11 protein-coding genes are annotated in these 15,037 nt (G+C 72.5%); 5 read left to right on the top strand and 6 right to left on the bottom strand.

What is annotated here, in order from left to right:
- Positions 1-34 precede the first annotated feature (34 nt).
- Positions 35-1,249: a DUF418 domain-containing protein gene (locus MTO91_RS21470; protein ID WP_476652510.1), complete on the top strand. Its 1,215-nt coding sequence runs from the start codon at positions 35-37 to the stop codon at positions 1,247-1,249.
- Positions 1,250-1,302: 53 nt separating this feature from the next.
- Positions 1,303-1,755 carry a hypothetical protein gene (locus tag MTO91_RS21465; protein ID WP_224401521.1) on the top strand — a complete coding sequence of 151 codons (453 nt, stop codon included), beginning with the start codon at positions 1,303-1,305 and terminating at the stop codon, positions 1,753-1,755.
- A 62-nt stretch (positions 1,756-1,817) separates the two neighbouring features.
- Here MTO91_RS21465 and MTO91_RS21460 read toward each other — a convergent pair whose 3' ends face one another.
- The 4 genes from MTO91_RS21460 to MTO91_RS21445 all read right to left on the bottom strand — a co-directional run bounded on the left by MTO91_RS21460 (position 1,818) and on the right by MTO91_RS21445 (position 9,565).
- Positions 1,818-5,735 carry a multifunctional oxoglutarate decarboxylase/oxoglutarate dehydrogenase thiamine pyrophosphate-binding subunit/dihydrolipoyllysine-residue succinyltransferase subunit gene (locus MTO91_RS21460; RefSeq protein ID WP_476652508.1) on the bottom strand — a complete coding sequence of 1,306 codons (3,918 nt, stop codon included), beginning with the start codon at positions 5,733-5,735 and terminating at the stop codon, positions 1,818-1,820.
- Positions 5,736-5,879: 144 nt separating this feature from the next.
- Complete coding sequence (locus MTO91_RS21455; RefSeq protein WP_062397463.1) at positions 5,880-6,659, bottom strand: hypothetical protein; 780 nt, start codon at positions 6,657-6,659, stop codon at positions 5,880-5,882.
- Positions 6,660-6,845: 186 nt separating this feature from the next.
- Positions 6,846-8,492, bottom strand: coding sequence for a flavin-containing monooxygenase (locus MTO91_RS21450; protein ID WP_405415298.1), 1,647 nt, complete (start codon positions 8,490-8,492; stop codon positions 6,846-6,848).
- 44 nt (positions 8,493-8,536) lie between these two features.
- Positions 8,537-9,565: an LLM class F420-dependent oxidoreductase gene (locus MTO91_RS21445; RefSeq protein ID WP_179761914.1), complete on the bottom strand. Its 1,029-nt coding sequence runs from the start codon at positions 9,563-9,565 to the stop codon at positions 8,537-8,539.
- A 120-nt stretch (positions 9,566-9,685) separates the two neighbouring features.
- Between MTO91_RS21445 and MTO91_RS21440 the strand changes: the two genes are divergently transcribed.
- Positions 9,686-10,654, top strand: a complete 969-nt coding sequence (locus MTO91_RS21440) for an acyl-CoA desaturase (RefSeq protein WP_073578549.1) — start codon at positions 9,686-9,688, stop codon at positions 10,652-10,654.
- Positions 10,655-10,722: 68 nt separating this feature from the next.
- On the opposite strand, the gene MTO91_RS21435 is transcribed toward MTO91_RS21440, so the two are convergent.
- Positions 10,723-11,403, bottom strand: coding sequence for a LysR substrate-binding domain-containing protein (locus MTO91_RS21435; protein ID WP_405415302.1), 681 nt, complete (start codon positions 11,401-11,403; stop codon positions 10,723-10,725).
- 30 nt (positions 11,404-11,433) lie between these two features.
- On the opposite strand from MTO91_RS21435, the gene MTO91_RS21430 reads away from it, so the two are divergent.
- A complete protein-coding gene (locus MTO91_RS21430) occupies positions 11,434-11,811 on the top strand; it encodes a DUF5997 family protein (RefSeq protein ID WP_062397456.1) in 378 nt (125 codons plus the stop codon).
- Positions 11,812-11,901: 90 nt separating this feature from the next.
- Positions 11,902-12,543: an alpha/beta fold hydrolase gene (locus tag MTO91_RS21425; RefSeq protein WP_476652506.1), complete on the top strand. Its 642-nt coding sequence runs from the start codon at positions 11,902-11,904 to the stop codon at positions 12,541-12,543.
- Positions 12,544-12,818: 275 nt separating this feature from the next.
- Here MTO91_RS21425 and katG read toward each other — a convergent pair whose 3' ends face one another.
- Complete coding sequence (gene katG / locus MTO91_RS21420) at positions 12,819-15,032, bottom strand: catalase/peroxidase HPI (protein ID WP_179763037.1); 2,214 nt, start codon at positions 15,030-15,032, stop codon at positions 12,819-12,821.
- Positions 15,033-15,037: the final 5 nt, after the last annotated feature.

The raw sequence follows: 15,037 nt of genomic DNA, 5'->3' as shown, positions 1-15,037 counted from the left end.
CGATGGGTCTCCCACCGCCCCGTGAGGAGATCCCATGTCCACCGCGCCGCCCGCCGCGACCGTCGCCCCGACCCCGGTGAGCGACCGCGCGCTCGCCCCCGACCTCGCCCGGGGCGCGATGCTGCTGCTGATCGCACTGGCCCACGCGCCCTGGTTCGCCTACACCTCCGAGCTGGGGGCCACGCTGCTCCACGCCGCGGACGGCGGACCCGCCGACCGGATCGCCCAGGTCGTGACCATCACCGCCGTCGACGGCCGCGCCTGGACGCTGTTCGGGTTCCTGTTCGCCTACGGCATCGGGCAGCTCCACGCCCGCCGGATCGCCGGCGGCGGCACCGACGCGCAGGCGCGGCGGCTGCTGCGCACCCGGCACTGGTGGCTGCTCGCCTTCGGCCTGCTGCACGCGGCCCTGCTGTGGCAGGGCGACATCCTCGGCACCTACGGCGTCCTGGGCCTGGTGCTGGTGCCGCTGTTCCTGCACCGCAGCGACCGCACCCTGCGGATCGGGGCCGGGGTCCTGGTCGGTCTCGCCGTGGCCGTCCCCGCGGTGACGGGCGTGCTGGCGCAGTTCACGGGTGGCGCGACGCCGACGTCCGCCGCGCAGCAGCTCGCCCTCGCCACCCCGGACTGGTTCGCGACGCTGCCGCTGCGGCTCGCGCTGTGGGTGTCGGCGATCCCCGGGGCGTTCGTGACGCTGGTGATGCCCGCCGCGGTGCTGCTCGGGCTGCTCGCCGCGCGGCACCGCGTGCTGGAGGAACCGGGCGCGCACCTGCCCCTGCTGCGCCGCACGGCCGTCGCCGGCATCGCCGTCGGCTGGTCGGCCGGGCTGGCCCAGGCCCTCGTGCACGTCGGCGTCGTCGCGCTGCCGGACCCGGGTGCGTTCGCCGGCCTGCACATCGCCACCGGGATCGTCGCCGCGCTCGGCTACGCGGCGGTGTTCGGCCTCGTCGCGCACCGGCTGGGAACCCGTCCGACGGCACCGCTGCCGGTCCGGGCCCTGGTCGCGCTCGGCCGTCGCTCGCTGAGCGGCTACCTGGCGCAGTCGCTGCTGTTCGTGCCGCTGCTCGCCGCGTGGGGCCTCGGGCTGGGCGCGCACCTGTCGGGCTGGTCGGCGTCGCTGGTCGCGGTCGGGGTGTGGCTGCTGACCGTCGTCGTCGCCTACCGGCTCGACCGGGCCGGCGTGCGGGGGCCCGCCGAGACGCTGCTGCGCCGCCTGACCTACGGGCCGTCGCCGCGGAGCGCTCGGTAGCGTCGACGGACCGCCGCGCCCGCGGCCCCGCCGTCCCCCGATCCGGAGTTCTCATGGCACTCACCCCTCCCGTGGCCCGCACCCTGCACGACGTCGGCCTGGCCGCCTGGTTCGGCGGCTCGCTGATGGGCGTCACCGGCCTCAACGGCGCACTGGACGCGGTCGGCGACCCGGCCGAGCGCGAACGGCTCGCCGGCGCGGGCTGGGGCGGGTGGGGCCGGATCGGCACCGCCGCGACGGCGGCGCACCTGCTGGGCGGGGCGGGCCTGCTGGCGCGCGACGCGGTCCGGCGGCGTGAGCCGGGGGTCGCGGCCGCGGCGGCGACCCGGACGGCGCTGACCGGTGCCGCGCTCGCCGCGAGCGCCTGGGCCGGGGCGCTGGGCCGCCGCGCCGCGACGCCGGAGGGCCCGGACGCCGCGCTGCGCCGCCGGATCCGGGTGGCGGAGTGGGCCGTGCCGGTCGTGACCGGCGCCGCGGTCGTCGCCGGGGCGCTGCGCCGCTCCTGACCCGTGGGACACGGACGGCCCGGCCGGGGAGATCCCCGACCGGGCCGTCGTCGTGCGTGGTGTTACCGGGCGAACGCCTTGTCGATCAGCTCGGCCTGCTCGACCTCGTGCACCTTCGACGAGCCGGCGGCCGGGGCCGCCATCCGGCGCCGGGACACCCGGGTGAAGCTGCCCTGCAGCTGGGGCAGCTTCTGCGGCAGCTCCAGGCCGTAGTACGGCCACGAGCCCTGGTTGGCCGGCTCCTCCTGGACCCAGCGGACGTCACCGGCGGCCTCGGGGTAGCGCTCGAGGACGGCGGCGATCTCCTCGGCCGGCATCGGGTAGAGCCGCTCGACGCGGACCAGCGCGGCCTCGTCCACCGTGGTGTCGCCGTTCTTGCGGCGCTTGTCGCGGGCCGCGGCCAGCTCCCAGTAGATCTTGCCGGAGCAGAACAGCACCCGCTTCACACCGGAGACGGTGTCGCCCTTGCCGGCGTGCTCCGGGTCGTCGATGACCGGGCGGAACCGGCCCTCGGTGAAGTCGGACAGCGGGCTGACGACCTGCTTGGCTCGCAGCATCCACTTCGGCGTGAAGACCACCAGCGGCCGGCGCACCCCGTCGAGGGTGTGCTGGCGCAGCAGGTGGAAGTAGTTCGCCGGGTCCGACGGCAGCGCGACGGTCATCGAGCCCTCGGCGCACAGCTGCAGGAAGCGCTCGATGCGCCCGGAGCTGTGGTCGGGGCCCTGGCCCTCCAGGCCGTGCGGCAGCAGCAGCGCGACGTCGGAGAGCTGGCCCCACTTTGCCTCGCCGGAGGAGATGAACTCGTCGATGATCGACTGGGCGCCGTTGACGAAGTCGCCGAACTGGCCCTCCCACATGACGAGCGCGTCGGAGTTGGCGACCGAGTAGCCGTACTCGAAGCCGACCGCGGCGAACTCCGAGAGCGCCGAGTCGTAGGGCAGGAACCGGCCCTGCCCCTCGGCCAGGTTGCGCAGCGGGAAGTACTCCGCACCGGTGTGCCGGTCGATCAGGACCGAGTGCCGCTGCACGAAGGTGCCGCGACGCGAGTCCTGACCGGACAGCCGGACCAGCCGGCCGTCCATCGCCAGCGAGCCGATGGCGAGCAGCTCGGCGAAGGCCCAGTCGACGTCGCCCTCGCGGGACATCTTCTCGCGCTTGCGCAGCACGGGCTCGACCCGCTTGTGCACGGCGAACCCCTCGGGGAGGTTGGCGTGCACGTCGCCGATCCGGTGGACGACCTCGAGCGGGACCGAGGTGTCGAGGTCGGACGGGACGAGCTGCTCGGACTCGATCGACGGCGAGATCACCGGCGGGGTCTTCTCGAGCTCGCGCACCTCGTTGAAGACGTGCTCGAGCTGGTTGGAGAAGTCCTTGAGCGCCTGCTCGGCCTCCTCCATGGTGATGTCACCACGGCCGATCAGCGACTCGGTGTAGATCTTCCGGACGCTTCGCTTGGCGTCGATGATGTCGTACATCGACGGCTGGGTCATCGAGGGATCGTCGCCCTCGTTGTGGCCCCGGCGCCGGTAGCAGATCATGTCGATCACGACGTCGTTGTTCCAGCGCTGGCGGTACTCCACGGCCAGCTTGGCGACCCAGACGCAGGCCTCCGGGTCGTCGCCGTTCACGTGGAAGACCGGCGCGCCGATCATCTTCGCGACGTCGGTGCAGTACTGCGAGGACCGCGAGTGCTCCGGCGCGGTGGTGAACCCGACCTGGTTGTTGACGACGACGTGCACGGTCCCGCCGGTGCGGTACCCGCGCAGCAGCGCGAGGTTCAGCGTCTCGGCCACGACGCCCTGACCGGCGAAGGCCGCGTCGCCGTGCATCAGCACCGGCAGCACGGTGAAGCCGCCGTCGCCCTTGTCGAGCAGGTCCTGCTTCGCGCGGACGATGCCCTCCAGCACCGGGTCCACGGCCTCCAGGTGCGACGGGTTCGCGGTCAGCGAGACCGCGGTCTCGCCGTCGCCGAACATGCGGAAGTACTTGCCCTCGGCACCGAGGTGGTACTTCACGTCGCCGGAACCGTGCGCCTGGCCCGGGTCGAGGTTGCCCTCGAACTCGCGGAAGATCTGGCTGATCGGCTTGCCGACGATGTTGGCCAGCACGTTGAGCCGGCCACGGTGCGGCATGCCGATGACGACCTCGTCGAGCTCGCGCTCGGCGGCCTTGTCCAGCACGGCGTCGAGCAGCGGGATGACGGTCTCGCCGCCCTCCAGCGAGAACCGCTTCTGCCCGACGTACTTGGTCTGCAGGAAGGTCTCGAAGGCCTCGGCCGCGTTCAGCCGGGACAGGATGTACTTCTGCTCCGAGGAGTCCGGCTTGACGTGCGCGACCTCGATGCGTTCCTCGAGCCACTTGCGCTGCTCGGGGTCGGCGATGTGCATGTACTCCGTGCCGATGGTGCGGCAGTAGGAGTTGCGCAGCAGGCCGAGCACGTCGCGCAGCTTCATGTGGCTCTGCCCGCCGAACCCGCCGACCGCGAAGTCGCGGTCGAGGTCCCACAGGGTCAGGCCGTGGCTGAGGACGTCGAGATCGGGGTGCCGGCGCTGGCGGTAGTTCAGCGGGTCCGTGTCGGCCATCAGGTGGCCACGGGTCCGGTAGGACTCGATCAGCTCCAGCACGCGGGCGGTCTTGTCGACCTCGCCCTCGGGGAAGTCCTGCACCCAGCGGACCGGCTCGTACGGCACCCGCAGCGAGGCGAAGATGTCGTCGTAGAAGCCGTCCTCGCCGAGGAGCAGCTGGTGGATCCGGCGCAGGAAGTCGCCGGACTCGGCGCCCTGGATGATCCGGTGGTCGTAGGTCGAGGTCAGCGTGATGATCTTGGAGATGCCGAGCTCGACGAGCCGCTCCTCCGACGCGCCCTGGAAGGCGGCCGGGTACTCCATCGCGCCGACGCCGACGATCGCGCCCTGGCCCACCGACAGCCGCGGCACCGAGTGGTTGGTGCCCAGCGTGCCGGGGTTGGTCAGGCTGATCGTGGTGCCCGCGAAGTCGTCGGCGGTCAGCTTGCCGTCACGGGCCTTGCGGACCATGCCCTCGTAGGCCTGCCAGAACTGCGCGAACGACATGTTCTCGCAGCCCTTGATCGACACGACGATCAGCGAGCGGCTGCCGTCCTTGCCCGGCATGTCCATCGCCAGGCCCAGGTTCACGTGCTCCGGCGTCGCGACCGAGGGCTTGCCGTCGGTCTCGGCGAAGTGCCGGTTCATGTTCGGGAAGTCGGTCAGCGCCCGGACCAGCGCGTAGCCGATCAGGTGGGTGAACGACAGCTTCCCGCCGCGGGTCCGCTTGAGGTGGTTGTTGATGACGATGCGGTTGTCGGCCAGCAGCTTGGCCGGGACCGCACGGACGCTGGTCGCGGTCGGCAGCGTGAGCGACGACGTCATGTTCTTGGCGATGGCGTTCGCGGCACCGCGCAGCGGGGTGGTGGTCGCGCCACCCCCGTCCTGCGCCGGCTTCGCGGCCTTGGAACCGCTGCCCGCGGCGGGCTTGGCCGATGTCCCGTTCGACGACGCCGGGGCCGGTGCGCTCGCGGTGCGCAGGCGCTCCTCGGCGGGCGGCGGCTCGGCCTTCGGGGTGACCGGCGGCGGGACGTCGCGGGAGGTGGCGGTGCCCTTGCCGCCTGCCTTCCCGCCGTTCGTCACGGCCTTCTGGGCCGGGGCGTCGCCGGAGCCGGCCGCGCCGGTCTCCGTGCCGCTCCCGCTGCCCTGGTCGTCCTCGGTGGCCGCGCCCCGGGTGACCCCACCCGAGGAGGCCGCCGGGGCGGACCCGTTGCCGGCGGAGGTGTCGGCCGGCACCTCGTTCCCGACGGACGACGAGGAGGCCTTCTCACCGTCCTTGCCGTAGTCGGCGAAGAACTCGTGCCAGGCCGGGTCCACGGCCGACGGGTCCTCCTGGAAGCGCTGGTACATCTCCTCGACGAGCCACTCGTTCGGACCGAAGTCGCTCGCCTGATGGGAGGTACTGCTCGATGACACTCTGCGTCAACCGCCTTGATAGCTGCTCGATTTGTCGCGACCGGCTACCAGGTTAGTCCCCTCGGCGCGAGACCGGGCAGTGTGCCGGGTCCCACTTCGTGATCGTTTCGTGATCGACCGCACGCGGACGGCGAGCGGCACGATTCAGAAGCCGGGCGGGGACCCGAGGACGCCGACCACCGCGGTCTGCGTCGCCGTCTCGGCGACGACCGTCCCGACCGGCGGGCCGACGCGGGCCGGGCGGCGGACGGTGTCGCGCTCGCCGGCGTACTGCCCGTCGACGGGGGAGATCAGCAGCTCGGTGCGGACCGGCCCGTCGTCGTGGACGAGGGTGGGGTGCCGCTCGCCGTCGAGGTTGTCGGTCTCGCCGAGGGAGACGGCCGGCATCCGGCGCAGCGCGGCGTAGAGCACCGCGCGCAGTTCGGCGGGGACCCGGCAGGTCCGCAGCGCGTCGACCGCGCTGGGGAACGGGCCGGTGTAGCCGCGGCCCGGCGGGCTGTCGGCGATCAGCCGGTCCAGCATCGCGGCCGGGTCGCGGGGCAGGCCCGCGAGGAACGCCTCGGTGGGGTTGGCCCACGAGCCGACCTTCGCGGCGGGCCGGTGGCCGTGGAGCGCGGCGTAGAAGTCGCCGTGCGGGGCGCGGAAGCGGCCGGTGGGCCACTGGTCGGCGATGTCGAAGCCGTCCTCGATCGCGGCGGCGCCGTCGCCGGACAGCCAGTGCACGCGGCCGGTCAGCTCGCGGTCGAGCAGCCAGTCCTGGGCCGGGTCGAGCGGGGTCCACTGCTGGAGCAGGTGCTCGCTGTAGTGGACGCAGAGCTCGTCGCGGGCGAAGCAGGTCCCCATCCACCAGGCGTGCGTCGCCGTGTGCCGGTACTGACCGGGGGAGATCGGCTCGTCGGAGGTCCGGATGGCGAGCTCCAGCAAGTCGGGCTCCTCGTCATGTCGCGAGTCCTGTCGCGGGTGCCCCGGCAGGGGTTGCCCGGGGCGCCGTGAACCGTGGATGACGTCACACATTCTCTACGCCCTGCCTACGAGCCGTGACGCGACCCCCCGGTACTGGGCCGAACGGCGCAATGCCGCAGGTCCCCTCGTCGGGGGGTGACGTGGTGCTCACGCGGCCGGGCCGCGGCCGGACAGCCGGAACCCGCGGTAGCCGTCGGCGGCGACGTCGGCGCAGGTCGCGGCGTAGCGGGCGAACCCGCCGGCGTAGGGCATGAACACGCTCGGCTTGCCCGGCACGTTCGCGCCCAGGTACCAGGACGACGCGGCCCGCGGCAGCAGTGTCGCGTCGGCGGCGGCCCGGTTGTGCTCGCCCCAGTCGCGCTCGGCGGCCGGGTCGGCCTCGATCCGGTCCCGGCCGGTCGCGCGCAGGTGTGCCAGGCAGCCGGCGATCCAGTCGACGTGCTGCTCGATCGAGGTCGGCATGTTCGTGAGCACCGACGGGCTGAACGGCCCGGTGACGGTGAACAGGTTCGGGAAGCCGGACACGGCCAGTCCCAGGTAGGTCCGGGGGCCCTCGCGCCAGGCGTCGCTCAGCGCGGTGCCGTCCGGGCCGACCGGGTCCAGCCGCAGCAGCGGACCGGTCAGCGCGTCGAAGCCGGTGGCGAACACCAGGTCGTCCAGCTCGTGCAGCGCGCCCGAACGCAGCCGCAGGCCACCCGGCTCGACGGCCTCGACCGGGTCGGCCCGGACGTCGACGAGCGTCACGTCGTCGCGGTTGTAGGTCTCGAAGTAGTGGGTGTCGATCGGCGGGCGCTTGGTGGCGAAGCCGTGGTCGTGCGGGAGCAGCGCCTCGGCGGTGGCCGGGTCCTCGACGACCTCCCGGATCCGGTCGCGGATGAACTCCGAGGCGGTGGCGTTGGCGGCCTCGTCGGCGAGCAGGTCCCGGTAGGCCGCGCGGAACCGCAGCCCGCCGCGCTCCCAGGCGGCCCGGTAGACGCGCTCGCGCTCGTCGTCGGGGTCGTCGAGGGCGGAGCGGTCGTCGATCGTGAACGGGTGCCCGTTGGTGGATCCGGCCTGGATCTCGCGGATGTGGTCGTAGTCGGCCTTGTAGGCGCGCGACTCGTCCTCGGTCAGCGGGCCGTTGCGGGCCGGGATCGAGTAGTTCGGGGTGCGCTGGAAGACGGTCAGGTGCGCGGCCTGCTCGGCCAGCACCGGGATCGCCTGGATCCCGGTCGAGCCGGTGCCGACGACGCCGACCCGCCGCCCGGCGACGTCGACGCCGCCGTGCGGCCAGCTGCCGGTGTGGAACCAGCGCCCGGCGAAGTCGTCCAGGCCCGGCAGGTCCGGCACGTTCGCCGCGGACAGGCAGCCGACCGCGGTGACGAGGAACCGGCAGCGCAGGTCGGGGCCGTCCTCGACGGACACGGTCCAGCCCCGGCCGTCGGCGTCGGCGCGGGCCCCGGTGACGGTGGTCGAGAGCCGGATGTCACGGCGGAGGTCGAACCGGTCGGCGACGTGGTCGAGGTAGGCCCTGATCTCCGGCTGGCGCGGGTAGCGCTCGGTCCAGGTCCACTCCTGCTCCAGTGCGGAGTCGAAGGAGTAGCAGTAGTAGTAGCTCTCCGAGTCGCACCGCGCGCCCGGGTAGCGGTTCCAGTACCAGGTCCCGCCGACGCCGTCGGCGCGTTCCAGCACGACGGCGGACATCCCGAGCCCGCGCAGACGGTGCAGCATGTAGAGCCCGGCGAACCCGGCTCCGACCACGACCGCGTCGAACTCCTCGGGGGCGACGTCCTGACCAACAGCGCTGTCGACCATGTCACCCAGATGAGCACGCCCGCGCGGGCCCGGCAAGCCCGGACCTAGGACATCCAGGTCTTGAGCTTCTCGAACGTGTGGTTCACGTCGTCGGTCATCGGGTTCACGTGCAGGTGGGTGATCCCGTTCTCCTGCAGCGCCGCGATCCGCTCGCGGACGTGGCCCTCGGAGCCGATCAGGGTGACCTTGTCGATGAAGTCGTCCGGGAGCGCGGCCATGGCCTCCTCCTTCTTCCCGTCCAGGTAGAGGTCCTGCACGGTCTTCGCCGCGTCGGCGTAGCCCTGCTTGGCGAAGACGGTGTTGTAGAAGTTCTTGCCGCGCGCGCCCATGCCGCCGATGTAGAGCGCGTAGAGGCCGCGGGCGGCCTGGCGGGCCGGTTCGAAGAACTCCTCCTCGAGCGCGACGATCCCGCCGCCGGTGATCTGCAGGGGGCCCAGCTCGGGGGCGCGCTTGGCGTAGCCGGCCTCGAGGGCGGGCCCGAAGACCTCCTGGATCTTCTCCGGCAGCACGACGTGCGGCAGCCAGCCGTTCGCGAGTTCGGCGGTCATCTGCAGGTTCTTCTCGCCCAGCGCGGCCACCCAGATCGGGATGTCGGCGCGCTTGGGGTGGTTGATGATCTTCAGCGGTTTGCCGAGGCCGGTTCCTCCGGGCAGCGGGATCGGGTAGAGCCCGTCGTTGGTGAGCTTCTCCTCCCGCTTCCAGACCTTGCGGCAGATCTCGATGATCTCCCGGGTGCGCCCGATCGGCTTGTCGTAGGCGACGCCGTGGAAGCCTTCGATGACCTGCGGGCCGGATGCGCCGAGGCCGAGGCTGAACCGGCCGTCGGACAGGGCGTCGAGGCCGGCCGCGGTCATCGCGGTCAGGGTCGGGGTGCGCGAGTAGATGGGCAGGATCGCCGAGCCGATCTCGAGCCGCTCGGTGCGTGCGGCGAGGTAGCCGAGCACGGAGACGGCGTCGAAGGAGTAGGCCTCGGCGGCCCAGACGACGTCGAGGCCGGCGCGTTCCATGTCGGTGACGGCGTCCGCGTTGCGGATCGGGTCGTCGCCGTAGGGGAGGACGGTGGAGAGCTTCACTCCCCGTTCAGTACTCACAAGTTACTCGTCGGTCAAGCCCGGACCGGGGCGGAACCCGAATCCCAACAGGGGGGTTAACCGCACTGCCCGCGGGGTACGGGTTCCGCGACAGTGGGACGCATGACGCTCGAGGCCGCACCCCCCCGCAGCACGTCCGCGAAGCGGACGCCCGCGCCGATCGTCGACGGGCAGCGCCCGCCCGGCGCGATGTTCCTGGTCGGACTGTTCGTCGTCCTCCCGACGCTCGCGCTGTTCGCTGCCGTCCCGCTCGCGTGGGGCTGGGGCCTCGGATGGGTCGACGTCGCGCTGTTCGTGGTGTTCTACCTGGTCAGCGGCCTGGGCGTGACGGTCGGTTTCCACCGCTACTTCACCCACGGCTCGTTCAAGGCGAACCGGCCGCTGCGGATCGCGCTGGCGATCGCCGGCAGCATCTCGCTGCAGGGCAGCGTGCTCGACTGGGTCGGCGACCACCGCCGGCACCACGCGTTCTCCGACAAGGAGGGCGACCCGCACTCGCCGTGGCTCTACGGCACCGGCGCGAAGGCGCTGGTCAAGGGCTTCTGGCACTCGCACATGGGCTGGATCTTCAACCGCGACCTCACGAACATGAAGCGGTTCGCCCCGGACCTGCTCACCGACCGCGACATGATGCGCGTGGAGAAGGCGTTCCCGTTGATCGTCGTGTTCAGCCTGGCGGGCCCGGCGCTCGTCGGCGGCCTGGTCACCATGTCCTGGTGGGGCGCGTTCACCGCGTTCTTCTGGGCCGGCCTGGTTCGCGTCGCGGTGCTGCACCACGTCACCTGGTCGATCAACTCGATCTGCCACATCTGGGGCGAGCGCCCCTTCGCCTCCCGTGACAAGTCCGCCAACGTCTGGTGGCTGGCGGTCCTGTCCTTCGGCGAGTCCTGGCACAACCTGCACCACGCCGACCCGACCTGCGCCCGGCACGGTGTGAAGAAGGGCCAGATCGACATCTCGGCCGTCGTCATCCGGGGCTTCGAGAAGCTCGGCTGGGCGACCGCGGTCCGCTGGCCCACCACGCGCCGCCTCGAGAAGCTCTCGAAGAAGCCGGCCGCCACCGCGGCCTGACCCCTCCGCGTCATACGTCCGACGCCCCCGGTGCCCCGTGCACCGGGGGCGTCGTCGTGTCCGGGGCCCTAGCGGCGACGCCGGGCCGGTCGCCGCCTCCCCGCCGTCGACGGGGGGCGCGGTGCCGGCGCGGCCGGGGGCTCGCTGCGGCGGGTCCGGGTGCTGTGCGCCGAGCGGCCGCGCACGATCCCGATGAACTCCTCCATGAGGTCGCTGTTCTCCGCGTCCGGCCAGGTCAGCGCGACGCCGGACCCCGGGGCGTCGACCAGCGGCCGGTAGGTGAGGTCCCGGCGGTGGTGCAGCCGGGCCAGCGACTGCGGGACGACCAGCACCCCGACCCCCGCGGCGACGATCTCGACCGCCTCGGCCGTCGTCGGCGGGGCGTACTCCGCGGCCCGGCCGGGCGGCCCGTCGGGCCAGTCGAGCGTGTCGTCGCCGGTGCGCAGGACGATCTCGTCGGTCAGGTCGGCGACGGTCACCTCGTCGGCCGCGGTCACCACGTGCTCCTTCGGGACGACCACCACGGTGGTCTCGGTGTAGAGCGGGATCGCGTGCAGCCCGGTCCGGTCGATCGGCAGCCGGGCGACGGCGGCGTCCACCGTGCCCGCGCGGACCAGGTCCGCGGCCTCGGCGGCGGTCACCGTGTGCAGCTCCAGGGGGACCCCGGGGCGGCGCTCGGCCCACATCCGGGTCCACTTGCCGGGCGTGACGCCCGGGACGTAGCCGAGGTGGAAGGACGTGGCGGTCACCGGTCGAGGCTAGCCGCATAGCCTGGTGACATGACGCGCCAGAGGTCCGCACAGACGATGAAGCCCGCGACCGCGGCGAAGAAGCTCGGCGTGCTCCTCGACGCCACCCCGGCCGACTTCCGTGAGGGGGTCGTCTCGCGCGACGAGCTCGACGCCCTGCAGGCCGACCCGCCGGAGTGGCTGCGCGAGCTGCGTACCACCGGGCCGCACCCGCGCCCGGTCGTCGCGGACCGGCTCGGGGTGTCGATCTCGGGGCTGGCCCGCGCCGGGATCACCGAGCCGCTGACCACCGAGCAGATCGCCGCGATCAAGTCCGAGGAGCCCGAGTGGCTCGCGCGCGAGCGCGCCACCCGCGCCGAGAGCCAGCGCGAGGCCGCGCGGTTGAAGGCGCAGCAGCAGAAGAAGTAGGTCGAGGACCGGAACCGTCCTCGTCCGCCGCCAGGCTCGCGGTATGACGAGCTACCTCCTGGTCCCCGGTTTCTGGATCGACGCGACGGTGTGGGACGCGGTCGCGGGCACGACGTGGCCGCGCTCGACCTCGGCCACGATCCCGGTGCGACCGCGGAGACCCGCGTCGACGAGGTGCTCACCGCACTCGGGGACGCGGGCGACCCGGTCGTCCTGGTCGCCCACAGCGGTGCAGGCCCCGTCTGCGCCGCGGTGGCCGAGCGCGCCCGGGGCCGGCTCGCGCACCTCGTGTTCGTCGACACCGGACCGCTGCCCGACGGTGTCGCACAGATCGACTTCACCCCGCCCGACGCGCAGGCCGCGACCCGGGCGACCCTCGCCGGGCACGGCGCGCTGCCGATGCCGGCCCGTGCCGAGCTCGACGCCGCCGGCAGCAGCACCGCCGGCGTCCCGGACGCCGTGTTCGACGACGTCCGTGCCCGCTCGGTGGCCGAGCCGCCGGGGGTGGTGCTCACCGGCGCGCGTCGCGGGACGCCCGACCCCTCGCTGCCCAAGACCGTCGTGGCCTGCAGCTTCGCTCCCGACGACGTCCGGGAGCTGATCGACGCGGGCGCACCCGGGTTCGCGGAGATGGGCGGTCCGGAGTGGACGATCGTCGCGCTCCCGACGGGGCACTGGCCGATGCTGTCCGAGCCCTCGGGGCTCGCGGGAGTGCTCGACGGGCTGGGGTGACCCGCTGCCTCGGTGCGTGCCGCCGGCACTCTGCCAGGGGTGCCGGGCCGCGGGTCGAACGCCGAGATGCAGCTCAGCGGGAGTTGTGGATCTCCCCAGCCCGCTGAGCTGCATCTCGGCGTCCGGAAAGCGTCGATAGGCGACTCAGGGTCGTGCGGGGGCGCGCCGCAAGCCTTCAGCTGCGTCTCGACGGAGGTGTGCGGCGAGGGCCCGGACACGACGACGCCCGGACCGGTGACCCGGCCCGGGCGTCGTGACGCGCTGCTACGCGACGATCAGACGTCGTAGCGGTCGGCCATCATGACCTTGTCCCACGCGGCGACGAAGTCACGGACGAACTTCTCCTTCGCGTCGTCGGAGGCGTAGACCTCGGCGACGGCGCGCAGCTCGGAGTTCGACCCGAAGACCAGGTCGGCACGGGTGCCGGTCCACTTCACGTTCCCGGAGGCGTCGACGGCCTCGAAGGAGTCGTCGTCACCGGCGACCGAACGCCACTGGACGTCGGAGCCCAGCAGGTTGGTGAAGAAGTCGTTGGTCAGCGTGCCGACCTTGTCGGTGAACACGCCGGCCGTCGACCCGCCGGTGTTGGCGCCCAGCACACGCAGGCCGCCGACCAGCACGGTCATCTCCGGGGCGGAGACGCCGAGCAGGTTCGCGCGGTCGACGAGCAGGAACTCGCCGGGCAGGGTGTGGCCCTTGCCGCGGTAGTTGCGGAAGCCGTCGGCGGTGGGCTCCAGGTAGGAGAACGACTCGACGTCGGTCTTCTCCTGGGTGGCGTCGGTGCGGCCCGGGACGAACGGGACGGTGATGTCGTGCCCGGCGTCCTTGGCGGCCTTCTCCACCGCGGCGGCACCGGCCAGCACGACCAGGTCCGCGAAGGAGATCTTCTTGCCGCCGGTGAGCGAGCCGTTGACGTCGGACCGGAGCGACTCCAGCGTCGAGACGACCTGGCGCAGCGTGTCGGGGTCGTTGACCTCCCACTGCAGCTGCGGCTCCAGGCGGATGCGGCCGCCGTTGGCGCCACCGCGCTTGTCGGACTGGCGGAACGACGAGGCCGCGGCCCAGGCGGTCTTGACCAGGTCGGTGACCGACAGACCGGACTCGAGGACCTTCGCCTTGATCGACGCGACGTCGTCGGCGTCCACCAGCGGGTGGTCGACGGCCGGGACCGGGTCCTGCCACAGGAGCTCCTCCTGCGGCACCCAGGCGCCGATGTAGCGCTCCTTCGGGCCCATGTCGCGGTGGGTCAGCTTGTACCAGGCGCGACGGTAGGTGTCCTCGAACTCGGACGGGTTGTCCAGCCAGCGGCGGGTGATCTCGCCGTAGGACGGGTCGACCCGCATCGCGACGTCGGTGACCAGCATCGTCGGCTTGCGGTTCGGGTAGCCGGGCTCCGGGTCGGGGATGATCTCCGGGGCGTCCTTGGCGATGAACTGCTTGGCACCCGCCGGGGACTCGGTCAGCTCCCACTCGTAGGCGTAGAGGTGCTTGAGGTAGTCGTGGCTCCACCGGTTCGGGGTCCGGGTCCAGATGACCTCGAGCCCGGAGGTGATGGCGTCACGGCCCTTGCCGGACCGGAAGTTCTGCTTCCAGCCCAGGCCCTGCTCGGTGATGTCGGCGGCCTCCGGCTCGGGGCCGACGTTGCCGTTCTCGTCCGGGTTGGCGGCGCCGTGGGTCTTGCCGAGGGTGTGGCCGCCGACGATCAGCGCGGCGGTCTCCTCGTCGTTCATCGCCATCCGGCCGAAGGTCTCGCGGATGTCGCGGGCCGCGGCGATCGGGTCACCGCTGGCGTCGGGGCCCTCCGGGTTGACGTAGATCAGACCCATGTGCGACGCGCCGAGCGGCTTCTCCAGCTCGCGGTGGGCGAAGTCCTTGCTGCCGCCGTAGCGCGCCTCGTTGCCCAGCCAGACGTTCTCCGAGCCCCAGTAGACGTCCTCGTCGGGCTCCCACACGTCGGCGCGGCCGCCGGCGAAGCCGAACATCGGGAAGCCGGAGATCTCGTGGGCGCGGTTGCCCGCGAAGACCATCAGGTCGGCCCAGGAGACCTTGCGGCCCCACTTCTGCTTGACCGGCCACAGCAGCCGGCGGGCCTTGTCGAGGTTGCCGTTGTCGGGCCAGCTGTTCAGCGGGGCGAAGCGCTGCATGCCGGCGCCGGCGCCGCCGCGGCCGTCGTAGGTCCGGTAGGTGCCGGCCGAGTGCCAGGCCATCCGGATGAAGAACCCGGCGTAGCTGCCGTGGTCGGCGGGCCACCAGTCCTGCGAGGTGGTGATGACGGCGTCGACGTCGCGGGCGAGCTCGTCCAGGTCGACGGTCGCGAACTCCTTCGCGTAGTCGAAGCCCTCGTCCATCGGGTCCGCGGCGGGAGCGTGCTTGCGGAGGATCTTCAGGTTGAGCTGGTTCGGCCACCAGCTCTGGTTGCCGCCACCCTCGGTGGGGTGCGCGATGCGGCCGGCGGCGACGGGGCAACCGCCGTCCTGCTCGCGGTTCATCTCGC

This window comes from Pseudonocardia sp. 2-7, assembly GCF_056341085.1.
The sequence above is the reverse complement of the archived record's forward strand: the minus strand, read 5'-3'. Positions and strand labels throughout refer to the sequence as shown.